Below are 20,526 nucleotides of genomic sequence, written 5' to 3' on the forward strand. Positions count from 1 at the left end.
CGTGATTCGTAAATTGGGTTGATGATTTGCACTCAGCAAAAACCTGACGGTGACTGCGATGAGCACGAAAACCGATGTGGAAGCGATACGCCTGATCGGCGCTGAGGTTGTCCGCCTGCTGAGCCTTCCTGATGAAGCGCTCGAAGCTGAGGTGCGCCCAGGCCTTAAGTTGATCGCTGACCTGGCGAAGTGGCGTGACCTCGCCGGCCTGCCTGCTACTGAGCCGGCTGGCGTGATTCGTTAATGAGTGGGCTCATATGATTTCCCGCAGAACCAAAATCAGAAAATGAAGTCTTCATATTGGTTTGCAGCCATTAATTAAAACGGACAAAAAATCATGAGCCTAATTGACTGCCCTGAATGCTCTGCAAAAATCTCTGATAAAGCCTACTCCTGCCCCCACTGCGGAAATCCTTTTCGCGAGCCGCCATCTGGCCGCTATTTCAGCGAAAAAAACATTGGGCAGATTGCCGGGGTTACCGGCGTCTGGCTAACAGCTCCTTGGCTCGCACGGATGGTGTTTGGAGTCGTCGCTGTGATTGCGATAGCGGCAGTTTTCATAGTTCGCTCAAGCTAGAATCTAAAAATATCTGCGTCCGAGATTGATATGGGGTATTAAGGGTTACCGGCATGGAGCCGGATTAAGGAGAGCTAGATGAGCGAGAAGCCTTCAGACTGTGAAGTGGCTAAGCTGATTGGCATAACCGAGAACGAGGTCGGCACCTATCGTGTCAACTCCGATCTGAGGCCTGACGGTCGATGGCTCATCTATTTCGGATACCAGATGCCTGTAGCTTTGCGCAAAGGCCTGACTGGGAGCTTCACGTTCTTAATGCCTGAGATAGGCTAAGCGCAATCTCAAGCGGCCTTGCGCTGGCCCAGCACTTCCTGGCGTGCAGCTTCAAATTCGCTGCCGAGGATCTCGGCGGCACCCTCGATCTTCTCGCTGCCGTCCTCAAGCCTGAGGCCGAGGTTCAGGTACACAACCCCATCCAGCTCGAAGAACACGCCGCCGCACATCCACAGCGCGCCAGGGTTCAGGCCAATTGCCTCCCAGGCCTCATCCATGTCGATGCTGGCGGGGCAATGCTCCTTCCACAGAGCCGACAGGCGCTCATGCTCGGCGACCTGGGCAGCGCGCGCTCCCTTCGGCGTCCCTTTCGCGTGCTTGGGGCTGGATCGCAGAGCGCGGTAGTCGTACTGATCGGGGCGGCACCAGTGCACGTCCAGCTCGCGGCTATCACTGAGCTTCACGCCACCGACATAGCTTCGATTACCCGACCGCATCGGCGAGGCCGCACCACCAAACACCTGGCCAAGTTTAGAGCGTTGGGCGTCCCACTCCTTGCGTTTGGCTTCCCAGGCGATTACCGCGGCAACCACGGCCGGGGCGGTGGTCTTGTACATGTAGTTGCTCATGGATTATCTCCAGTCAGGCGCCGCCCTCCGTGACCGGTGGTGGCTGAGTTTTTGGGGGTGTGGCAGAGTGATGGCCATATTTCTCACCATCACGCATGGAGCGTTGCCGATGTGGCGTTTACTGATTCCTACGATCGCTTTACTTATTGCTGGCTGCTCAGGACCCGGCGTTGTGCCGATGGGGCGGGATACCTACATGATTGCGAAGGACGGAAGCTTCACAACTTTCGGCGGTGCCGCCGTGAAAGCTGAGCTCTATCAGGAAGCCAACACTTATTGCGAAAAGAAAGGTAAGCAACTGATGCCAGTGAAAGAGGCGTCTCGCGATTCTGGTTATGGCCGATATGCGAATGCCGAACTGCAATTCCGTTGCCTTGATGTGAACGATCCAGAGCTACGCCGCCCAACAATGGAGTCAGAGCCGACTGTGAAGATCAAAGTCGACTAGACCTCCGTGACCGGTGGTGGCAATTTGGTTTGGGTTGGGGTATTACGGGTGACCGGCATGGAGCCGGATTAGGGAGCAGAAATGTCAGCTACTGCGGAAATGCTTTTCAACCTTCAGAAATTTCACCTGCTTGCGTTGTTCACAAGTGAGTCAGCTACCAAGAACATCACGCCGGCTTACGCATACGCTTGGGACAATGGAATTTATCCGTACGGAAACGAATCGGCGGTCTGGCACGAACCCTATAAGGATTTGTTTTCAGTTGGAGAAGAGCAGATTGCTGAGCTTGCAAAGCTTCTGGATGATAAGTGGATACAAAAGGAAAAAATTTCTTTTTACGAGCTAGAGGATCACTACGATATTCATGGGTCTGGACATCCTGGCCCAGAGTGGGATAGAGGTTCACTAATCTCCGCTTGTCATTACTTCTATCTTCTGGATTGGTTTGATGATGAGTTTTGGAAGGGGCTTGTGGGGCATTCTGACTGTCCGTCCGAATCACATTCCATAAGACGTGAGTTCAAGCCTGAGGATGTGTATTTCCTTTGAGTACTCAGGGCTCGACTATCTCGTCACCTGAGTTTTTCCGGATCTCCTGCAAACTTTTTTTATGAAACTCTCGCGCCACGTTTTCGCTAATCACGATTTCGTGGCGCAAACACAGTGCTTCAATCGCGCCTTCTCGGCCCAGCGAGTGAACATGACGCAGGCAGCCGGCCATCACGGATCCCTGCTCGGTGTCCTCGGTCCACTCCATCAACTGCAAGAGCCAGTCTTTCTCGCCCTTGCAAACGCGGAGCCGAAGGTCCTCCGTTCCGCGCTCCTTGCGTTTCGCCGCGCTCTTTGCAGATCGCTGCTGTTGAGTTGCAGCCATTGCCTACCTCTTCTATTCCGCTGGCCGGCAGTGCGAGCCAGGTTTGACGTTTGCGTTGCTGGGTCCGGGCTATGCGGCGAATGAAGTTCCGCCCTGGCGTGCTTTGGGATAGTCGATGCCGTGGGCGGCGATAATCCGCTCAAAGGCCTTGCTGCCGATTGCCAGCTTCCCGCAGCACTGGCGCCGGCTGATGCCAAGCTCCATAAATGCCCTGATGCGCTCGGCGAACTTCGCATCCCGCTCCGTATCAATCACGTTGTGCACCAGGTTGCGTGCACCACCTCGGGTTGGTGCCTTGAACGTGATGTCGTACCGCGAGGCATGGTTGTAGATCAGCCGCCGACTAACGCCCAAGGCTGCGGCGACTTCGGTCTGGGTGTGCGTGATACCTAGCTGGCGTATCTGCTCTACCAGCTTGAGGCGGGCTTGGGTACGGATGTCGTCCTTGTCGAGGGGTAAGGCATCTGCTCCAGCCTTCCGCCGAACAAACGGCTTTGGCGCGGGCAGCTCCTGGGGTACATATACGACGGGCGTCGGTGGCGGGGCAGGCTCGATCTCTTCGATTTCGCCGCCGGCTGCTACAAACTCGGCGACCTGGGCCGCCAGTTCATCCGAGGCTGGGCGCAGCGCCTCGACCAGGTTTCGGTGGTTGCTGATCATTATCAGGCTCCTAAACGATGGGCTTGCGCCCGAGCTTTGTCCGCTACCTCGTCAACCATGCGATTCAGCTCCAGGTTGAACTGGACCAGCTCTTTGTGCAGGTTGGCGATGTAGTCTTCGTCGCGGTAAATCGTCTCGATGTAGAGCTGGCACTCTTCATCCTGGCGCGAATCGAACGACAGGAAGTCCCACCACTTACGTCCGGTCACGAACATGCAGCCTTGGACTTGCGGCATGTGTTCCTCGGGCATGCCTTCAAGCCAGGTCCTGACATGTATCGCTTCGTTGAAAGGGCACTTCGATTCGGTGCCCCCGTCATCGTTGATGAGGCCATCGGGTGAGCAGCCCAACCAGTCGTACTTGGGATGAACGATGAACTCCGAGGGCAGGACGATGTTGCCGGTTAACATTTCGTAGGCGTCCTGGGCTTTTTGCTCCTCGGTGTGACCCCACTTCATCGACGCGCTACTAACGTTGTGCTTGGATTTCTTTGCCAGCCGCTCAAAGCAGAGCTCACGCATGTACGAGGTCCGGGCACCCATTGGCTCGCGCTTGCCGCTTTTGTCAGGCTTTCCCCACGCCATCACATCTTTGAAGCGGCTGGCTGTCACGCGTCCAGATCGGTCCGCATGCCACTTCTCTGTGCCCTGAAGCTCAGTTCTCACTACGCGGCCTCCTCAGTGTGGGGTTGGTCGGCGTTAGAGCTGGTCATGTCGGTGAAGTCAGCATCGACTGTCGCCGCCATGCTCTTGAGCGCTTCATGGCATTCCAGGCCGATTGCTGCGCGCTGCTTCGGCTTCAGACCTGCCCAGGCTGCCGCATAGGCCTCGATGTCTTGCTGCTTCGCGACAACCAGAAGGTCTGCAAATACACCGTCGATTTCTGGCGACGGGGATTTAGGGCCGAATGACACGCCAGCAGCGGCGGCGGTGTTCGCGGTCTGTTTGGCTGGGGTGATGTCGATCTCTCCACCGTACGAATCTTCAAATTCGTCGGGCGTGTAAACGCCAAGGATCACGTCAGGGCAGAAGAGGCGTGCCCATTTCTTGGTAACCAGATACGCGATTTGCTGCTTGGGGTCTTCCGCCCAGAGCGTAGAGTTGCGGGTGCGGACCTGGGTTAGCAAAAGCTCCAGGGTGCGGGGCTCGTCTTCACCCCGGAAGGTCGCCCAAACCTTAATGCCGATCCCTTTTTCGTCTTCAAAGCTCCAGGCCGGGACGCGGTATTTTTTAAACTCGCCAGTGTCCTCGTCCTTTTTGGTCTTGCTGGTGACTTCACGCATCTTCCCGATGACGTTTCCCCAAGGGCCAAACCATTCGAAGTTCAATCGACTCGTGACTGGCGCCTTGGCGATGATCACTGCGTTAACGAGCTGCGCCTCGTAGCTCAATGCGCCGCCGTTGACGATGAATGTCTTCTGCGCCACGGCGAAGGGGTTCATTTGCCATTGCATGGCTTGAAGCACCACCGCCATGCAGTCGGCCTGGTTACCTTTGAGATGTTTCGGGACGGTGGTCACTCCCTTAGACATCATCATTGCAAGGTCACTCATCGACCGCATGGTTCCTGGGTCAAGGATGAGCGCTGCCGCGTTGTGCGACGGATCGTGGTACGTGGCGAGGCCTGTCTGTGCTTGGGGATCTGTATCGGTCATAGCGCCCTCCGTAGCCAGCATGAGATTCGCTGGCTGTGAGATGGAAAGGGTGGTTAGAAGCGGATGGCGCGAAGCCAGGCGCGAGCGGTTTCGAGGTCTACGTCAAAGCCCAGCGCTACAACCTCGACAATGTCGTCAACTGCTGGCGCGGTCGTAGTCAAATCGTCCTGTTCAGCGCTGGTCGCCTGTGCGCTGACTGGTGCGACATCGGCCTTCGTCTCGATCAAGTCAGGAGCCGTAGCGATGACCGGGGCCGGCGCGGCAGCTTGGGCGCGCAGACGTGCCAGCTCTTCCTGGTCACGCTGATACTGCGCGTCGCGTTCGCGCTGCTGGCGTTGCTGGGCTTCCATGTCGCGGCGCTGCTGGTCCAACTCGTCCTGCTGCTTTTTCAAGCGCAGACGATCTTCCTCGGCCCGCTGCTTACGCAGTTCTTCAGCCTCAGCGTCGGCGATGCGTTGCTTCTCGCGCAGTTCGTCCAGCTCTTTCTGCTGAGCCAGCAGCTTGGCAGCAGCTTCCTCTCGATCAATGGCAGCCTTGTGTAGCGCTTCCAACTGCTCAATTGCGTTGTCGCGAGCGATGGTGCCTTCGGCTTCAAACTCGCCGTATTCCTCAGGCAGAATTACCGAGTCTTTGACATTCTGGAGAGCGCTTGAGACGTCGGTAGCGCTGCGGCTTGCGTATGCGGCAGCGACAGAGCTGAAGCGGGTAATCTTGGCCCGGATGGCTTCGACACGCTCAGCCTCGACACGCTCGCGCTCGGCCTTCGCGTCGGCGATACGCTTTTCTTCTGCCTTGATCGCTTCATCGACAGGCTCTTCAATCGCCAGCACACGAGTCTTGAGCGTTTCACCGAACTCTTTAACTTGGTTGACGCGAGCCTGAGCTTCTTTGACCTTTTGCTGATAAGGCACCAATGCGGTTTTGGTGGTCTTATCCAGGGCGTAGCGCACATCGCGGATGTCGACGCGAACTTCCTTCGCGCTCGCCAAGCCTTCGCTCGTCGAGCAGTCAACGACCAGCTTCGCGTAAGTTGTTTCCAGGCGAACGATTTGCTCCTCGTGTGGCCGATACTCCGCGATGTCGGTGACGGCGACAGCGGGGGCAATGGACTTCTTGGATTCTTCCGTTTCGCTCATTTCGAGCGATTCTTGTGCGGGTGCTTTTTTAGGATTGGTGGACATGACGATCCCTCGCCGCGCCTGGCGCAGCATTGAAGTGTTGTGGTGGGGTTGTGCCGTTAAGCGGCGGAAACGATAGAGGCGTTGTAGTCGGCGTAAATCTTGTCGATGCGCGCCCGGAAGTAGCGATGTTCACTGTCGTCGATAACCCGCAGCATGAAGGCCAAGGTGACGCAGGATGTTGCCGCCGCACTGGCATTGGCCTTGCCGAGGTCGTGAATCATGTTGTCGATCTCGCCCTCAATCCAGCTCACAGCGTTCTGATGATCTCGCTGTGCGACGTTCATTCGGCACCTCCTACTGGCGGGCAGATAAGCTCCATCTGAGCCATGACGGCACCTATGCGCAGCTTGAGGCTGGCGCGCTCTTTGATGCGCCGAGCCTCGCGCTCAGCGAGGTCGTCAGCCGTGTACTCGTGGAACAGGTCGACGTGCTGCTTCTTGCCAAAGTTGGGCAAGTCCCAGCGTCTGTCGGATTCTCTGGCCTGGGCGCTATCCGCGCAGCTGGTTGGCATGGCGAGTCTCCAGGCTCCGGGCGAGGGCGCAGGCTTCGTTGTGGTTCCCGCGAAACCCCTTCACCTTGCCGGTGGTGGAATCGACGACGTGGAAGAACTCATTGCCTGCCGGGATGACGCGATAAAGCGGCGAGGTCTTGGGTGCACTGGAGCCGACCAGGCCGAGGCAAAGCGCCAAGGCCATATTGCGGCGCTGATTCATTGCGAGCGCTACATCGCAGTAAGCGTGCTGACTTTGATTCATGGTCAACTCCATTCGTTGGTTCACCTGTATTCGTCAACACTCACTCCTCCCGCTGGTTGCCGATGGGCGCGGGGGATGAGTGCTGACGGGTAGAGGCGGGGAAGGGTGCAGGCGCCCGGCACTTCCCGGGATGTGTCGAGTCTGGCCAGCTATGCCCTCGGACTCGCCTGCGGTGTTCTTCTTCGTTTGGGTTGGGCCTACCTTTCAGCTGATGCGCGGTCACATCGTCGGCCCTGCTTTCAGCTGCCTGTTAGGGTGTTGGGCGAAGCCTTCAGGCTTGCTACGCCACGCGGGTGTATCGTTGATTTACTTCATGGCGGTTACTCCTAACGTTCGCTCACTGGGAAGGCAGTGGCCACCTGTCGAATCTGCATCTGGGTGTGACCTGCATGACGTTTGTCTGCCTTCGCTGTCGCGCTGGCTGGCGTACTCAGATCACACTCCGATGCAGCCTGGTGCTGGGGAGTACCAGGGTCTCGGGCAGTTAACGACAGGCTGTCGTGGCGCTGGTTGTTCAGTCTTCCGCTTCCGCTTCGATCATCTTTTCGATGTCGGCGGCGGCCGGCTTCTGCCAGTTCTTGATCTGGCCTGTCTCCAGGTCGATGTTCAGGATCAGGTAGTCGCCGTAGTGCTGGCCTGGGAAGAAGTCCGGCACATAGCCTTCATAGCTGCCGACCTCTTCGCCCTGGGCGTCTTTCAGGCCAGCAGCGAACCCGTCGCGGACCTTGATGTGCAGGTGCAGCTCAGTCACGTCGACCTGCACCGTTTTCTGCTGATTGATTTGCATGCTGCTGTCTCCGGGTTGATTTCCCGTCAGGCCCTCTTGCGGAGGCCTGCCAGTGAAATCTTCATGCGACCTGGCCGAAAACTTCACGGCTGAAGCCCTGGATGTTCATGTGCGCGCTGACCGTCATAGCCTTGCGCTGCTTGATGTGGCTGCGCAGCGCGAGATCCGCCAAATTAGCCTGGTCGGCTTCGAGCGCCGCAATTGCCTCGTCGATACCGCCGAACCACTTCTCCAGCAGCCTGGCGCACGATGCGGCTGCCTCGTTGACCAGCTCATCGCTTGCTTCGAAAACTAAATTGCTCATCGCCCATTCCTCGGTTGTCATCCCAAGCAGCCCTCGCGAGAAGGCGGCTCAGTGATGCTTTCCGCCGTGGCCCGCTACTGGCGTCGGTCACCGGCTTGAATCAAATGTCACTCCAGCCGCGGGCCTTTCGGCTTGTTCTCCCGCTGGATAACTGTTCTTGGCGCTTTACGCTGCACGCCCGGGTCAGTTGCCAACCCTCTGAACCGTTTAGGCCGGTTCATCGCTGCCTTTGAATCTGGGCCGGTGGTGATCCGGCAAGGGGTGAAACCAAAGAGCGGTGGGCGGATGCCCTTCGCAGTGGCTGTGTGTCGCTGCGATGTAGTTAATTTAGCCTCAAGCTAAAATATCGTCAATAGCTCCAAGCTAAATATTTAGCGATGGGCGAAAACAATCTTGAGGCCTGCGACGACTCTCTGCCGGCAGGTGGGCTCTATATGCGCTTTACGCGGCACTTAGCAGTGAGCTATGATTTTCGATAAGCTGTATGTATATACAGTATTTAAAATGGAGGGAATTTCATGGCGAATCAGCAGGCGGCAGCGGCAGTACGGCAGGAAATGAGCGGCATGGAGCGGCTGGGGCTGCGCGTCTCATCGATGATCAACCACCCCGTGGCGCAGGCGCAGCGCTGGGTGACCATCCATCGCCTGGACACGGACGGTGATCGGGAATGGGAAGAAGTGCTGAGCGTAATCGCCGAAACCGACGAGCTTGAGCTGACACTCAATGACGATGGCAGCGTGACGGTTAGGTGGGAGCAGCAGGAAGTCGACGAAGCCGGGAGGGCAGAGGTCGAGTTTGAGCCAGAAGAAGAGGCGGCGCCTTTCTGACAGACACAAAAAGCCCGCTCAGTGGCGGGCTCTAATCTCTATCTAATGTCTAGCTTTTCGCATCATCCCCTTTAGGTGGTGACGGTGAGATGCTTTTCCTGAAGTCTTCGGCTACGGGCTTGGAGAGCCCTTTGTTCTCGCCAAAGGCAGTTTTTACGGCATCATCAGCGGCAAGAAACTTCTCTATTTTCCCTTTTGCTTCCTTCGATTCGTCGATCTTCTTCTGAAGCGTGGCTATCAGATCATCTGAAGCAGAGGCGAACCTTTTATGCTTCCACTCCCTTTCTGAAGATGAGGCCTCGTGGAGTTCCTTGGTTGCGCGATCATATGCCTCTTGGGCGTTACTCTCCTCCACCATAAGGCGGACTCTAGCGGAAGCAAGCCTTGTCATTGCCTTGCACCCTTCAATGAATGCGAGCGCCACATCTCTGTCGGCAGGGCGGTGAGACCAGTCCGCCGAGGCCAGTTTGCCAGCCTCTTTATCCAGTGACTCCAAGGTGCCGGATGCGCGACTCGAGTACTCGGCAAGGGTTATGCCGTCCTCATTCCGAGCAGAAATCTGCCTCTCAAATAAAGCTGTTGACGCCTGAACTGCACTTAATGCTCGACCGCTCTCTTGGTGGCTCTGGTATGCGCCCCATCCAAACCAACAGCCAGCCGCGACGAGAACGGCAATAGTGCCCGTAATAATTGAAGCCTTCATCCCTAAGCTCTCCATATGAAAGCCCGCACTTTACCATTCGTGGCGTACAGCCACCATTTGGGTGGAGGGCGTTCAATCTTGCCCATGCGACTTCAGCTTGGCCAAGCCCTGCTTGATATGCCCGGCATTCTCCCCGATCGCCTCAAGGGCGCCGCGCACATTCTCGCCGACCTTGGCATGGCCTTGGCTTTCGACGAACAGCGTCAACTCCATCAGCGCAGCTTCTAGGGCGAGTTGGTTCTCATAAATGCGTTCCAGGGTGTTTGTAAGGGAGTATTCGGGGGAGGGCATGACTCTGTCTCCATAGAGGGCATGGAAAGCGTAGCAGCAGGCAAAAAAAAGCCCGCTTGTGGGCGGACCTAAAGGGAATTCTTCAAAGGAGTAGAGGGAGTTTGGCCCCGCTCTTGTAAATACCAGGTGAAAAGGATGTCGCCGAAACGAAAGGTATGGTGCGGCGGTTAGTTTGAAGGTCGAGCTCAGAATGAAGTCGCGATTGCTAAGGCGAGTTGATGATCATTCATCAACGGTGGTGCATAAGTCGTACGGTAGAAGCGCACCGCCTGTTCAAATTGGGCACCGCGTATGTCACCGTTTGAGCCAATAAAGGCGAGCGCGTCAGCCTTTGCTGGCTTGAAGTTGTTCGATGCAAGCATAGTAAGCCCGGTGGTTCCCGCAACGGTGTAGGTTGGAGCCATTAGCACTGATAGCATCGAGTTATTATAGGAGTCATCGGACCCCTCAGAGGCATGAGCGCTGATCGATACGATGAGGGCTGCAGCTACAAGCTTCCATGAGTACATTTTTGGTGCTTCCATTGCATTTAGAGTAGGGCGCCACACCACCAGATTGGGTTGCTGCGGGGAGACTAGGGGGCCGGAACTGCGGGTAGCTCTAGGTCGACATCAGAACGAGGTCGCTATAGCCTGCGCCAGTTGCATGTCTGACATGAGCGGAGAAGGATGGGTCGACTGGTAGTATCTGGAAGCCTGCTCAAACTCCGCGCCGCGAATCTCGCCGTCTGAACCAATGAAGGCCAGGGCGTCGGTCTTAGCTGACTTGAAAACCTTTGGCGGCTCGGTCGTGAGAGACGTGGTGAATCCAACTAAAATAGTTGGCGCGGAGATTGTGAGAAATATCGCGGCAGCGATAGGGTTGGCGCCATCACCTGATACGGCCTGCGTGCTGACCGATGCCAGCAGTGCGATCGCCAGAGTCTTCCATGAGTCCATTCTTCTTTGCTTCCATTGCATCAAGAGGGCGCCACAATAGCAGAGCAGAGCGTTCGCCAGATACAAGAAGTCCGGCGCAGGGCCGGGCTCGATGATGGCTGCTTATGCTGCTACCGCCAGGGTAACAGCTCTCACAAGTACCAGGATCTTCACATGGCGGCCTTCAGAAGGACTTTGCATTCGGCGTCGTATTTTTCACGCAGCTTGGCAGTGCTAGCTGGCGTCATCCGCCCTGGTGTCTCTTTGTGCAATTCCACCATTTTTTGCGCAACTTCTTCCTGAGCCTCCGGGGTATAGCCAGCATGCACCAATAGTACATAGGAGGCTCTTGAGGACTGACTGCGGCTTATGTCTGGCTGGTCACCAGCTACTGAAAGCACTTCGTAGTAGGCCGCGCAGTGGAGGTCTCTCTCTTTTTGGGTTTCGGCTTGGGCGGTGAAGGAAATGCAGGTGAAGATGGCGCAGAAGGCCAGTGGGATCGAGGATAGGCGCATGAAAACGAGTCCGTTCGAGAGGGGCGAAGATTTTATCAGTTCAGATGCCAGATACAAGAAGCCCGGCACTGGGCCGGGCCTGTATCATTCTTGTAGCTTATAACCAAGATAGTAAAGGCCCCAGAACGTAGCGAGGAGCATCTGATAAACCGAAGTAAAAAAGAAAAACAATGCTACAACTATCAAGTAGTGACCAATAGGCGCTTGGCTATAAGTGAAGTCATCAATTGCCGGCCCGAACGAAAGTAGAGCAATGCAAAAAAAGACTATCGCAATGCTCTCTCCTGTAAGGAAAGCAAATAACATAGCAAGGAAGCGACGTCTAGTTAGGTCTATCGTGTTTTCCAGCCCTCTGAGCTTAACAACTACTTTTGGTGTTGGCTCCGGTAAAATATCATCAATATCCAATCTTCCGAATGTTGCTATAGCTGCTAATGCGGCTATGTAAAATCCAGGCAGCGATTGCACGAATGAAAGAATCATTGAGATCATTCCGCCGGGCGATAGAAGTGATTTGGCGGAAGATAGGCTGATTATAAGTGTGATTGTTATAAGTGAGAGGAGTAATGGATAAAGCCAATCTACCACCCATTTATATGGGTGTTTGATTGCCAAATAGCCAAACGGCTTTAGTAGCTGACCTATTAACATTTTTCACTCCATGAGCGCTAGAACTTCCTTGATTATAAAGTTGTTGGCCTTATCAAAGCTATTAGTATTTACTAGAGGTGCCGTAATTGTGTGTCGCTTAATGTACTTGTCGTTATCTATCAGCTTTCCCGAGTCGGCCGATATTGTAGCTTCTCTTGGCTCGCCGTCGACGTTCTTGAAGCGTAGACGCATTTGTTTATATTCAACGTTTTTCTTGATGATTTTGTTTCTGATTTGCCTCACCGACGATGATATTGAGGCTATCAACCCAGGCTCTGGTTTTAACTCAATTGTGCGAAGTCTTTCCTTGACCGCACCGCTGTCGTCCCAAGTCGCCCCTTCCTCCGAAAAGCTTAGAAGTTGTATTGAAGAAAGCGTACCACCGTTTAAATCATTCTCGAATTCGGCCGAAGGGTGTCCCTGGAACTCAATATGATGAAGCAAATGAACCAAGGCGGGATTGCCCTTCGAGTCTCTGGATCCGTTAGCATTTGGGATCATGTATTGGGCAGGGAATTGTTTCTTACATGCGCGGAAAAGAAATCTAATGTAGTCGCTAATGCTGCTTGCGTGCAAGCCGGAACCAAACACTGTTTCGATAACGCAAAGATAATAATTGTCACCCTTTACAGGGTTTAAATCTAGTATAACATGAGCTGAATAGTCGCCGCCGTGGCCTGGGGGTTTTGAATGGACAACTCTACTCTTGAGGTCGGGGTCGCTGGAGACTGCATCAGGCGCACTAGGGTCGCTTCTGTTGATTAGTAGGATTAACTTGTCGCCTTTAAGCTGTAAGTCAGAAAGGTATAATTTAGCGGAGGTGTCTGTTCTTCCCTTTTTTACTATCTTATCCCCGCTGGTAAAAAGAAGGCTAATATCGCTATGAAGCTCTCTGAGTGTTTTTGGTGTGGCGTCAAAGCAAGCCGGATTTGCTGCAGCTCTAGAGATCCCCATTGCCGATATTTTCAAGTCGTAAAATGTCGCAGTCCTGTGCATGGCATCTCCGTTGTTACAATTGTCAGCAGTGATTATTAGAGTTCTATTAAAGTGCTATTTTCATCAATATGATCGCCGATGGGCCTTTCCACCCGTGCATGCCTCTTCTTTTACCTCATCCTCGCAGGCCATAGAAGTGGTTCAGCGCTATCAGCTCAACCACCGCCACGATAGTGCAGAGCACAACGAAGCCAGGGCTGAAGACTCGCTTGCGGCCGGATGAACCCCAGCTAAGACCAACTGCGTCGGAGTATCCGGGGATCATCATAAGCAGCGCCAGCCAGGCAATGACCCCAACCTTGCTCCAGAAGCTCTGCTCGCGCCATGCAGTCATTTCCGCTGTTCCGCAGTCCGAATTATCCGGCCGTCCTTCACCTCATCCGCATACCCCGCCAGCCTGTCCTCGGTTTCCTGAAAGGAGAAGGCGATCTTCATCAGATCGTTGGCGCCTTGCTCATCACCTGCCGCCAGAAGGCGCTTGGCAAAGACAAGCAGATCGACGCCTGACCACTTGAGCAGGGCCGTAGCCTCTTTCAGATCGCGGCGTAGCTGCTGGTTGGGTTTGGTCAGGGGCATGGCGTTACACCGGTTGTCCATTCCACACGTAAAGCACCCGAGCCAGGATGTGGGTGTCATCCACTCGTATGTCCTCGGGGTCGTGGTGCTTGTTGTCCGAAATCATCTTGAAGCGGTCCTTACCTTTCTTCTGCAAGCGCTTCACGTACAGCATGTCGTCGTGCGAGAACAGGTAGATGCCATCTCCTGTGAACTCCCGGATCGTGATGTCCACGAGCAGGGGGTCGCGATCCTTGATCGTCGGGGCCATCGACTGTCCCCAGCCGGTGATCATCTTGAGGTGGAAGTGTTCTTTGAAAGTGACGCCCATCTCGCGCAGATGTTTTGGGCTGACCCGTATGTCCTGAAGCATCTCTGGGAATTCGTGCGGGATCTGCCCGCCGCCCATCGCTGCGCGCACGTCATAGTGGGCAATCCACACCTCATCGCCAACCTGGCCGGGGCGAGAGAAGTCGACGGTAATGACGTTGCTTGTCTCGTCAGCCGCCGCGATGATCCGGTCACGAGCGGTGCTAGTTAATCCTTTGACCCTCGAAAGCATCTGCTTTATCTGGTCCGCTGCGGTCTGCGCTGAAGCCTCACCTGGTTCGTCGCCCGATATCTGATCGTCGCCCAGAGTCATCGACTCGCCCAGAGAGATGGAATCGAACCAACCTCTGGGTAGCTTCTCGATCGCCTCAATTCTCCGCGCTACGTCGTCTCCCAAATTCTTCGCAGTCTTGTCCGACAAAATCTGACTCAGGTGCGCAGGGGCCATCCCCCAGCGCTCGGCGCACGCGCCTTTCCGCTGGGTTCCTATGAGGCTGATCAGTTTCTGCTTGCGAATCGCATAAATATCCATGCGAGCAAGAATGCCAGCGTTTAGCTCAATGCTAAATGTGCTCAAAGCTAAATATTCCTTGCTGATATATTAGCCATAAGCTAAATTTCTCCTATGTTTAAGGAGAGATCCCATGAATGACCATCTGCGTGACTGGCTCGCCAGCGCTTCAAACGAACGGCGCCAGTCAGTGGCTGCTGCTGCCAAGACGACGGTAGGGCACCTGTGGCAGCTGGCAGGCGGTCACCGAAAAGCCTCGGCCGACCTGGCAGAGCGCCTTCAGGACGCATCAGGTGGAGAGATCACCATCGCAGGTTTGCGACCGGATCTTCTCGACCTGGCGCACAAAGTCCTACGCGGCGCCGCCTGACATCCCTGTCCGCCGTTCCATTGAAGCCAGATTAGAAGAGAGCAGTCCCCATGCAAACGTCCAGTTCCAGACACACCGTACAAACCCGTGATCAGGTGCTGGTCGCCCACGCTGCAAACCAGATCGCACGCACCAGCCTGAGCCAGGACGACTTCGCCCAGGCGCTGAGCCGTGAGCTGTACCTGTCGATCCCTGATCGCGCCAAGAAGAAAGACGTCCCGGACTTCAACTCTGCTGAGCTGACCGGCGACGTGAATGAGTTCGTGAAGGCGACCGGCCGCTGGCTCAAACGTGTTCAGCGCTGGCTGTCCGGTGACCAGGAGATGCCTTCCTGGCTGGAAGAGTCGTGGGTCAACGCCCTAGAGCCTGAATACCGCGATCACTGCCTGAACGAGCTGGCGAGCCGCCACGGCTTGACCGGTGCTCGGCAGATGATCAGCGACCAATGTGCGAACAAAAGCTTCGGCGCGCTGATCCGTGCGCTCGGCGATGTGATCGATACCGGCAGCGAAGTGTTTGACGACCAGGTGATGTGCGAACTGGATCTGCCGCATTTGCCGGCGTTCGCCAAGCAATGCCGTCAGGTTGAAGCGAAGGCGGGGGAGTTGGGGCGTCGTGCGGAGCAGTTGCTCGCCGGGGCGCGGCCATTGAAATCCATCGCCTGAATTTCAGGCACAAAAAAGCCGACGTACGAGGTCGGCTTTTTCTACAGCGGTAAACAACTGGAGCGAATCATGCACCAACACACAGAATCGATCAATAGTCCCAACAATCTCGCGCCACGTTTTTCGCAATCTGAAAACGTGGCGCGCGGAGTTTCCATGTCCAGCCTTGAGCTGGTTGACTTCATCAACTCCAAGCGCGAGAAAAGCCAGCCGACCCTGACGCACAAGAACCTGATCGCCAAAGTGCCACGTGTTCTTGGCGCCGATCAATCGGCTAAATTTTCAGCCGATTACCTTGATGTCCGTAGCCGCGTACAAAAGTGCTTTGTGTTCCCCAAGCGCGAAGCCTGTCTGATCGCCATGTCGTACAGCTACGAGCTTCAGGCATTGGTGTTCGATCGCATGACGGCGCTTGAGGATCGTGAGCGCGCCCGCGCACTGCCGAGCAACCCCAAGATCATCGGCGAGCTCGCCATTCTGGAGTGCTTCGACCGTCTGCTGAAGCCTGCGAACTCCAGCAAGATGATGATGCTGGCCAAGATCGCTTCCAACAACGGCCTGGACGCTAAATTCCTCCCAGGTTATGCCGTGGACGCCGCGACAGATGCCGCTGGCGGATCTTCGATGCCTACCAAGGCAATCACCGCCCTTATCAAAGATCACGCCATCGCCAGCACAGCCCGCGCCTTCAACCTTGCACTTGAGGCCCATGGCTTCCTCAAGGTCCTGCAGCGCAAAAACTCCAAGCAGGAAATGGTCGACTTCTGGTCCGTGACCGAGAAGGGCCTGGCCTACGGCAAGAACCTCACCAGCCCTCAATGCCCCCGCGAGACGCAGCCTCATTGGTACGTGGACCGCTTCCTTGAATTGGCCGCTAAGGTCGGGAAGGCCTGACATGCAATACACCGTCACGATTAACCAGGTGAAGGCGCTGGAGTGGGGGCTGAATTCTCAGCAGGCCCTGCTGTTCGCCTTCGTCTACGGCTGCCCGAGCTGGACCAAGCCAATCAAGACTGATGACGGGATCTTCTTCGCGCTGAGCAAGGCCAAGATCATCGAGGAGCTGCCGCTGCTCACTGATAAGCCGGACACCGCTTACCGCATGCTGAAGGCCCTAGAAGAGGCCGGTTTGATTGAGCTTTCCAGCACGTCGAACATCACGCTTTTTCGCTTGACCGAGAAGGCCGTCGAGTGGAATCAGAAGCTGGACGGATCGGAAAAATATCCGACCCCACCAAAAAACAAAGATCGGAAAAATATCCGATCTACCTCGGACAAATCTCCGAGCAAGGTCGGAAAAAAATCCGGGCAAGGGTCGGATAAATCTCCGACAAATCAGGATACCAATCATCAGGATACCAATCAGGACACCAGTCAGAACTTGCAGGACGCCACCGGCAAGCCGGCTCAGTCCCGCGGCTTGGTGCTGGTGGTTGATCGCACCGACACTCCACGGGTCGAGATTCCCGCCGACATGCCTGGCCCCAAAGACCAGGCCTGCAAAACCTTCAAGGTCTGGGCGAACTACGCCATGGCTTACCGCAAGCGCTACAGTGCCTGGCCTGTGTGGAATGCCAAGGTCGGTGGCCAGCTCGGACAGTTGGTAGACCGTCTCGGCGCCGACGTCGCCCACCACGTCGCTGCCCACTTCCTGAAAACTAGCGATGCCGCTGTGCTGCGCAAGTGCCACAGCCTCAACGAGCTGCTGGCCAACGCCGAGAGCTATCACACCCAGTGGGTGACCGGGCAGCGCATCAACGGCACGACCGCCCGCCAGATGGAACGGACAGAAGCGAACCACTCCGCAGCAGAACAGGCCGCCCAGATGGTTCTGGCCAAACGCCAAGCAGGTGACCGCAATGAATACCTCTGAAATGAACGACCAGCAGGTTGCCGGGCTGGCCGCCGCCATCTGTGCCACCGCCGAGGCCATGGGCCAGGAAATGAACCCAGGCACTGCCGCAATGATGGCCGAAGACCTTTGCGCCTATCCGGTGCCGGTCGTCAAAGCCGCGCTGAAGGCCTGCCGCTTCGAGGTGAAGGGCAAGCTGGCAATGGCTGACATCCTGCAGCGCGTCCAGTCCTCCGACGGCCGTCCCGGCAAGGATGAGGCCTGGGCTATCGCCATGACCACCAACGACGAATTTGAAACCGTGGTGCTGACCGATGAAATCCAACTGGCCCTGGCCGCTGCGAAACCAATCTTGGATGGCGGCGATAAAGTCGGCGCCCGCATGGCGTTCATCGACGCCTACCAAAGGTTCGTGGGCCAGGCCCGCGAGGATGCGAAACCGGTCAACTGGCACGTGTCCGTGGGCTTCGACTCCAACCGCCGAATCCAGGCCGTCACCAAGGCGTTGGAGCTGAAACGCATTCCCCAAGAGCGCGGCCAGAAGTATTTGGCTGACCTGAGCATTGTTCCAGTTACCGAGGATGGCCGCGCCATTGCCGGTTTGCTCACCGGTGCCGTCACCCAGCCTGCGCCAGTTCTGCGCCAGAAGCTGGAACTGGTCAAAAACTCCATGCTGGAAATGCGCAAGGCCAGTGCCGAACGAAAAACCGAAATGCGCATTGAAGCGGCCAACGAGTTGGCGGATCGCCGGGCGCTGCTGATCAAGCAGGCCCAGGAATTGGAGGCTCGAGCATGACCATCGACAAGCAGAAGCTTCAGAAACTGCTGTGGAGTGAAGTCGCTTCTTGGAAGGCTGACTGCAGTGAGTGGAAGCAGAACGCTGAAGTGCTTGGTGAATTCCTCGGCGAGAAGACCGTGGAGGAGGTGGCGCTGCAGCTGCTGGCCGAGAACGAGGCGCTGCGGTCCGATATTCAATCCTGGCGCCTCAGCATCGAGGCTGAGCGCAACGTGCATGAATTGTCGCTGAAGGGCGTTCAGGATGAGCTTGATCGCCTGAAGGGGCCGGGCTTCGCCGAAGAACTGGCGGTGCTGCGCAAGAATGCCGCGCGGTATCAGTGGTTGCGCGAGGCTCGTAGCGGCTACATCGAGGTCGTGGAGTGGATCGGCCCGCACGCGACAGGGATGACCGGCGAAGACCTGGACGCACTGCTCGACGCCGCCATGGGCAAGGGAGAGCAGTCATGACCCTGGATTCAATCGCTTTGTGGCTCGGCTACGGTTCCATGTTGGTGGGCGGCTCCCTTTTAGTGCTGATGATGCTGATAGTCGTCGCTGTGGTTCTTAACGCAAAAATCAACCTGCTCGGCAAATACCTGCAGTTCTACTGGGACCTGAAAACCTTGCGCGCGACCATGCGTCAGCTTGAGGCGGAAGGGAAGGTGAGCAAGACGACGGGAGTGAAGCCATGACCAAGCCGGCCAAACCCCGTCCGACGCCTGTTTACCTGGTGCTGCGCCGCCTGGTCGATCCGGCCACCGGCAAAGAGGTGGCAGCGTTCGTGCCGTCCTCCGACGCCGATCGGTCGATCCTTCGCGAGCGTGAATTCAAGATGAACGCGAAGATCCGTGCGGACCTCAAACAGCCGCGCAATCCACGGTTCAATGGTTTGGTCCACGGCCTGGGCCGGGTGCTGAGTCAGAACATCGACCGGTTCTCTGGCAAGCATTCCCATGACGCGATCAAGGCCCTCCAACTGGAGTCGGGTGTGTATTGCGACGAGGAGCTGTTCGACATCCCTGGGCTGGGCCAGCTCACCCGCAAGACACCCCGCAGCCTTTCCTACGACTCGATGGGGGAGGAGACATTCCAAGACTTCTGGCGCCAGTGCTGCGCGTACCTGGTGCTGCATGACTGGCCGACGCTCACCGAAGAGCGCCTGACCGAGATGGCCGAATTCGAAGCATTCAAGGAGGCTGCATGAAGCGTACTCCACTGCAACGCAAGACCCCGATCACGTCCGGTGGCCCACGTCGCAAGCGCTGCCCAGAGTGCCGTGTGATGTTCACGAAAGCGCGCGAATCGCAGGCGGTTTGCGGGGAGATTGAGTGCGCCATTGCACACGGCAAGTCGGAGAAGGGGCGAGCGATCGCCGGTAAGGCTCTGGCCGAAGTAGGGCGCCGCGACATCAAGGTCCGCAAGGAGAAGCTGAAGACAAGAGCGGATCACGCCAAAGATGCCCAGGCGGTCATCAACCGGTATGTCCGCTTACGTGACGCTCATCTGGGCTGCATCAGCTGTGACAAGCCGGCGAGCTGGGGTGGTCAATGGCACTGCTCGCACTTCCGCAGCGTCGGCGCCGCAGCACACCTCCGCTTCAACCTCTGGAACATGAATAAGTCCTGCTCTCAGTGCAATTCCCACCTGAGCGGAAACATCATGGTTTACCGGCCTCGCCTGGTCGAGAAGATCGGCGCCGAAAAGGTTGCATGGCTGGAGTGCAATCAGGATCTGGTCCGCCATGAAATCCTATATCTGAAGCGCTTGAAGTCGGTATTCACGAAGAAGGCAAAGCGCCTTGAAAAACGATACGAGGGGTTCGGCTCATGTGCAGCGATGTGATTCTTCTGCGGAAATTCACCGAAATTCGCGCCGGTGGCCGGCGATCTATCGGGGTGTTCCAGTGCCTGGATTGCCTTGGTGAGTTTGAGACGCGCACTGAGCGAGCAAAGGTCATGACCGGGCTTTGTATCCCTTGTGCCAACAAGCGCGGTGGCCAAAAGCGCTCAACCCACGGCCTCAATAACTCGAACAGCCGACTGCATGTGACGTGGGCGAACATGAAGCGCCGCTGCCTGAAGCCTCGCGGTTCTGAAATCCAGAAGTACCACGGCGTGACGCTCTGTGAAGAGTGGATGAGCTTCGAGCCATTCATGCAGTGGTCGCTTGCCAATGGCTACACCGATGACCTGACGCTTGACCGAATCCAGCCCTCGAAGGGTTATGAGCCGGGGAACTGCCGGTACGCCGATTACAACGTCCAGGCGGCAAATCGTCGCCTGACCGACAAGAACACCAGCGGCCATGTCGGGGTTTCTTGGGATCGAGGCAGGTGGTCGGCAAAGGTCCAGTGGCAGAAAAAGCAAATACACCTCGGCCGCTTCAAGGACATCAAGGACGCAGTTAAAGCGCGCAACGATTACTTGGCAGCTCACGACCTGCCGCACTTGAGGGCCTAGAGACATGGAAGAGATCAAGGCC

The 20,526-nt window shown here is 56.4% G+C and carries 36 protein-coding genes; 15 read left to right on the forward strand and 21 right to left on the reverse strand.

What is annotated here, in order from left to right; all coding sequences use genetic code 11:
- The first annotated feature begins 58 nt into the window (after positions 1-58).
- Entirely contained in the window at positions 59-244 is a 186-nt protein-coding gene (locus OPU96_RS04745) for a hypothetical protein (RefSeq protein WP_078825168.1), read from the forward strand.
- Between the two features lie 411 nt (positions 245-655).
- On the forward strand, positions 656-850 hold the full coding sequence (locus tag OPU96_RS04750) for a hypothetical protein (RefSeq protein ID WP_017528191.1): 195 nt from the start codon (positions 656-658) through the stop codon (positions 848-850).
- An 8-nt stretch (positions 851-858) separates the two neighbouring features.
- Here the strand turns inward: OPU96_RS04750 and OPU96_RS04755 are convergent, their stop codons facing one another.
- Complete coding sequence (locus OPU96_RS04755; RefSeq protein WP_498558731.1) at positions 859-1,419, reverse strand: Mu-Gp12 family protein; 561 nt, start codon at positions 1,417-1,419, stop codon at positions 859-861.
- A gap of 109 nt (positions 1,420-1,528) precedes the next feature.
- Here OPU96_RS04755 and OPU96_RS04760 point away from each other — a divergent pair, with 109 nt between their 5' ends.
- Together OPU96_RS04760 and OPU96_RS04765 are read left to right on the forward strand one after the other, a co-directional pair.
- Positions 1,529-1,867 carry a hypothetical protein gene (locus tag OPU96_RS04760; RefSeq protein ID WP_498558732.1) on the forward strand — a complete coding sequence of 113 codons (339 nt, stop codon included), beginning with the start codon at positions 1,529-1,531 and terminating at the stop codon, positions 1,865-1,867.
- Positions 1,868-1,948: 81 nt separating this feature from the next.
- Positions 1,949-2,416, forward strand: coding sequence for a hypothetical protein (locus OPU96_RS04765; RefSeq protein WP_498558733.1), 468 nt, complete (start codon positions 1,949-1,951; stop codon positions 2,414-2,416).
- A gap of 4 nt (positions 2,417-2,420) precedes the next feature.
- On the opposite strand, the gene OPU96_RS04770 is transcribed toward OPU96_RS04765, so the two are convergent.
- From OPU96_RS04770 to OPU96_RS04815, 10 genes are all read right to left on the reverse strand, one after another.
- Positions 2,421-2,741 carry a hypothetical protein gene (locus OPU96_RS04770; protein ID WP_498558734.1) on the reverse strand — a complete coding sequence of 107 codons (321 nt, stop codon included), beginning with the start codon at positions 2,739-2,741 and terminating at the stop codon, positions 2,421-2,423.
- A gap of 69 nt (positions 2,742-2,810) precedes the next feature.
- Positions 2,811-3,401 carry a hypothetical protein gene (locus OPU96_RS04775; RefSeq protein ID WP_498558735.1) on the reverse strand — a complete coding sequence of 197 codons (591 nt, stop codon included), beginning with the start codon at positions 3,399-3,401 and terminating at the stop codon, positions 2,811-2,813.
- Positions 3,402-3,403: 2 nt separating this feature from the next.
- Entirely contained in the window at positions 3,404-4,066 is a 663-nt protein-coding gene (locus tag OPU96_RS04780) for a lambda exonuclease family protein (RefSeq protein ID WP_058419773.1), read from the reverse strand.
- On the reverse strand, positions 4,066-5,055 hold the full coding sequence (locus OPU96_RS04785) for a RecT family recombinase (RefSeq protein ID WP_498558736.1): 990 nt from the start codon (positions 5,053-5,055) through the stop codon (positions 4,066-4,068). Before OPU96_RS04785 ends, OPU96_RS04780 begins: the two co-directional genes overlap by 1 nt.
- 53 nt (positions 5,056-5,108) lie before the next feature.
- Positions 5,109-6,236, reverse strand: coding sequence for a coiled-coil domain-containing protein (locus OPU96_RS04790; protein WP_498558737.1), 1,128 nt, complete (start codon positions 6,234-6,236; stop codon positions 5,109-5,111).
- Positions 6,237-6,292: 56 nt separating this feature from the next.
- Complete coding sequence (locus OPU96_RS04795) at positions 6,293-6,520, reverse strand: hypothetical protein (RefSeq protein ID WP_152750180.1); 228 nt, start codon at positions 6,518-6,520, stop codon at positions 6,293-6,295.
- A complete protein-coding gene (locus OPU96_RS04800) occupies positions 6,517-6,747 on the reverse strand; it encodes a hypothetical protein (RefSeq protein ID WP_498558738.1) in 231 nt (76 codons plus the stop codon). The genes OPU96_RS04795 and OPU96_RS04800 overlap by 4 nt, the downstream gene beginning before the upstream one ends.
- On the reverse strand, positions 6,725-6,991 hold the full coding sequence (locus OPU96_RS04805; RefSeq protein WP_498558739.1) for a hypothetical protein: 267 nt from the start codon (positions 6,989-6,991) through the stop codon (positions 6,725-6,727). The genes OPU96_RS04800 and OPU96_RS04805 overlap by 23 nt, the downstream gene beginning before the upstream one ends.
- 514 nt (positions 6,992-7,505) lie before the next feature.
- Positions 7,506-7,778, reverse strand: coding sequence for a hypothetical protein (locus OPU96_RS04810; RefSeq protein WP_223496445.1), 273 nt, complete (start codon positions 7,776-7,778; stop codon positions 7,506-7,508).
- Positions 7,779-7,839: 61 nt separating this feature from the next.
- Positions 7,840-8,082 (reverse strand): hypothetical protein, encoded by a 243-nt coding sequence (locus OPU96_RS04815; RefSeq protein ID WP_223496443.1) that lies wholly within the window; start codon positions 8,080-8,082, stop codon positions 7,840-7,842.
- Positions 8,083-8,600: 518 nt separating this feature from the next.
- On the opposite strand from OPU96_RS04815, the gene OPU96_RS04820 reads away from it, so the two are divergent.
- Positions 8,601-8,912 carry a DUF1654 domain-containing protein gene (locus tag OPU96_RS04820; RefSeq protein ID WP_498558740.1) on the forward strand — a complete coding sequence of 104 codons (312 nt, stop codon included), beginning with the start codon at positions 8,601-8,603 and terminating at the stop codon, positions 8,910-8,912.
- Between the two features lie 49 nt (positions 8,913-8,961).
- Here the strand turns inward: OPU96_RS04820 and OPU96_RS04825 are convergent, their stop codons facing one another.
- From OPU96_RS04825 to OPU96_RS04870, 10 genes are all read right to left on the reverse strand, one after another.
- Positions 8,962-9,615, reverse strand: a complete 654-nt coding sequence (locus tag OPU96_RS04825) for a tetratricopeptide repeat protein (RefSeq protein WP_498558741.1) — start codon at positions 9,613-9,615, stop codon at positions 8,962-8,964.
- A 72-nt stretch (positions 9,616-9,687) separates the two neighbouring features.
- On the reverse strand, positions 9,688-9,906 hold the full coding sequence (locus OPU96_RS04830; protein ID WP_498558742.1) for a hypothetical protein: 219 nt from the start codon (positions 9,904-9,906) through the stop codon (positions 9,688-9,690).
- Between the two features lie 185 nt (positions 9,907-10,091).
- A complete protein-coding gene (locus OPU96_RS04835; protein ID WP_498558743.1) occupies positions 10,092-10,415 on the reverse strand; it encodes a DUF2388 domain-containing protein in 324 nt (107 codons plus the stop codon).
- Between the two features lie 102 nt (positions 10,416-10,517).
- On the reverse strand, positions 10,518-10,844 hold the full coding sequence (locus tag OPU96_RS04840; RefSeq protein WP_498558823.1) for a DUF2388 domain-containing protein: 327 nt from the start codon (positions 10,842-10,844) through the stop codon (positions 10,518-10,520).
- 149 nt (positions 10,845-10,993) lie between these two features.
- On the reverse strand, positions 10,994-11,338 hold the full coding sequence (locus OPU96_RS04845; RefSeq protein WP_498558744.1) for a hypothetical protein: 345 nt from the start codon (positions 11,336-11,338) through the stop codon (positions 10,994-10,996).
- Between the two features lie 84 nt (positions 11,339-11,422).
- Positions 11,423-11,989, reverse strand: coding sequence for a hypothetical protein (locus OPU96_RS04850; RefSeq protein WP_498558745.1), 567 nt, complete (start codon positions 11,987-11,989; stop codon positions 11,423-11,425).
- A 3-nt stretch (positions 11,990-11,992) separates the two neighbouring features.
- Positions 11,993-12,985, reverse strand: coding sequence for a hypothetical protein (locus OPU96_RS04855; protein WP_498558746.1), 993 nt, complete (start codon positions 12,983-12,985; stop codon positions 11,993-11,995).
- Positions 12,986-13,100: 115 nt separating this feature from the next.
- Positions 13,101-13,319, reverse strand: a complete 219-nt coding sequence (locus OPU96_RS04860) for a hypothetical protein (protein WP_498558747.1) — start codon at positions 13,317-13,319, stop codon at positions 13,101-13,103.
- Positions 13,316-13,561 (reverse strand): hypothetical protein, encoded by a 246-nt coding sequence (locus OPU96_RS04865; protein ID WP_498558748.1) that lies wholly within the window; start codon positions 13,559-13,561, stop codon positions 13,316-13,318. The genes OPU96_RS04860 and OPU96_RS04865 overlap by 4 nt, the downstream gene beginning before the upstream one ends.
- 4 nt (positions 13,562-13,565) lie before the next feature.
- Complete coding sequence (locus tag OPU96_RS04870; RefSeq protein WP_498558824.1) at positions 13,566-14,402, reverse strand: S24 family peptidase; 837 nt, start codon at positions 14,400-14,402, stop codon at positions 13,566-13,568.
- A gap of 112 nt (positions 14,403-14,514) precedes the next feature.
- Between OPU96_RS04870 and OPU96_RS04875 the strand changes: the two genes are divergently transcribed.
- The 10 genes from OPU96_RS04875 to OPU96_RS04920 all read left to right on the forward strand — a co-directional run bounded on the left by OPU96_RS04875 (position 14,515) and on the right by OPU96_RS04920 (position 20,504).
- Entirely contained in the window at positions 14,515-14,751 is a 237-nt protein-coding gene (locus tag OPU96_RS04875; protein ID WP_017479602.1) for a helix-turn-helix domain-containing protein, read from the forward strand.
- A gap of 50 nt (positions 14,752-14,801) precedes the next feature.
- Complete coding sequence (locus OPU96_RS04880) at positions 14,802-15,416, forward strand: DUF8585 domain-containing protein (protein WP_498558749.1); 615 nt, start codon at positions 14,802-14,804, stop codon at positions 15,414-15,416.
- A 69-nt stretch (positions 15,417-15,485) separates the two neighbouring features.
- Complete coding sequence (locus OPU96_RS04885; protein ID WP_498558750.1) at positions 15,486-16,310, forward strand: BRO-N domain-containing protein; 825 nt, start codon at positions 15,486-15,488, stop codon at positions 16,308-16,310.
- Position 16,311: 1 nt separating this feature from the next.
- Positions 16,312-17,289 carry a phage replication protein gene (locus OPU96_RS04890; RefSeq protein WP_498558751.1) on the forward strand — a complete coding sequence of 326 codons (978 nt, stop codon included), beginning with the start codon at positions 16,312-16,314 and terminating at the stop codon, positions 17,287-17,289.
- Positions 17,276-18,064, forward strand: coding sequence for a hypothetical protein (locus OPU96_RS04895; RefSeq protein WP_498558752.1), 789 nt, complete (start codon positions 17,276-17,278; stop codon positions 18,062-18,064). Before OPU96_RS04890 ends, OPU96_RS04895 begins: the two co-directional genes overlap by 14 nt.
- Positions 18,061-18,513: a hypothetical protein gene (locus OPU96_RS04900; RefSeq protein ID WP_498558753.1), complete on the forward strand. Its 453-nt coding sequence runs from the start codon at positions 18,061-18,063 to the stop codon at positions 18,511-18,513. The genes OPU96_RS04895 and OPU96_RS04900 overlap by 4 nt, the downstream gene beginning before the upstream one ends.
- Positions 18,510-18,737 carry a hypothetical protein gene (locus OPU96_RS04905; RefSeq protein WP_177028238.1) on the forward strand — a complete coding sequence of 76 codons (228 nt, stop codon included), beginning with the start codon at positions 18,510-18,512 and terminating at the stop codon, positions 18,735-18,737. The genes OPU96_RS04900 and OPU96_RS04905 overlap by 4 nt, the downstream gene beginning before the upstream one ends.
- The gene (locus tag OPU96_RS04910) at positions 18,734-19,249 is read left to right on the forward strand and encodes a hypothetical protein (protein ID WP_498558754.1); all 516 of its coding nucleotides are present in this window, start codon (positions 18,734-18,736) and stop codon (positions 19,247-19,249) included. The genes OPU96_RS04905 and OPU96_RS04910 overlap by 4 nt, the downstream gene beginning before the upstream one ends.
- Positions 19,246-19,887: a recombination protein NinG gene (locus OPU96_RS04915; protein WP_498558755.1), complete on the forward strand. Its 642-nt coding sequence runs from the start codon at positions 19,246-19,248 to the stop codon at positions 19,885-19,887. Before OPU96_RS04910 ends, OPU96_RS04915 begins: the two co-directional genes overlap by 4 nt.
- Complete coding sequence (locus OPU96_RS04920; protein ID WP_498558756.1) at positions 19,872-20,504, forward strand: hypothetical protein; 633 nt, start codon at positions 19,872-19,874, stop codon at positions 20,502-20,504. The genes OPU96_RS04915 and OPU96_RS04920 overlap by 16 nt, the downstream gene beginning before the upstream one ends.
- Positions 20,505-20,526 lie beyond the last annotated feature (22 nt).

This window comes from Pseudomonas sp. RP-B7 (assembly GCF_059803535.1).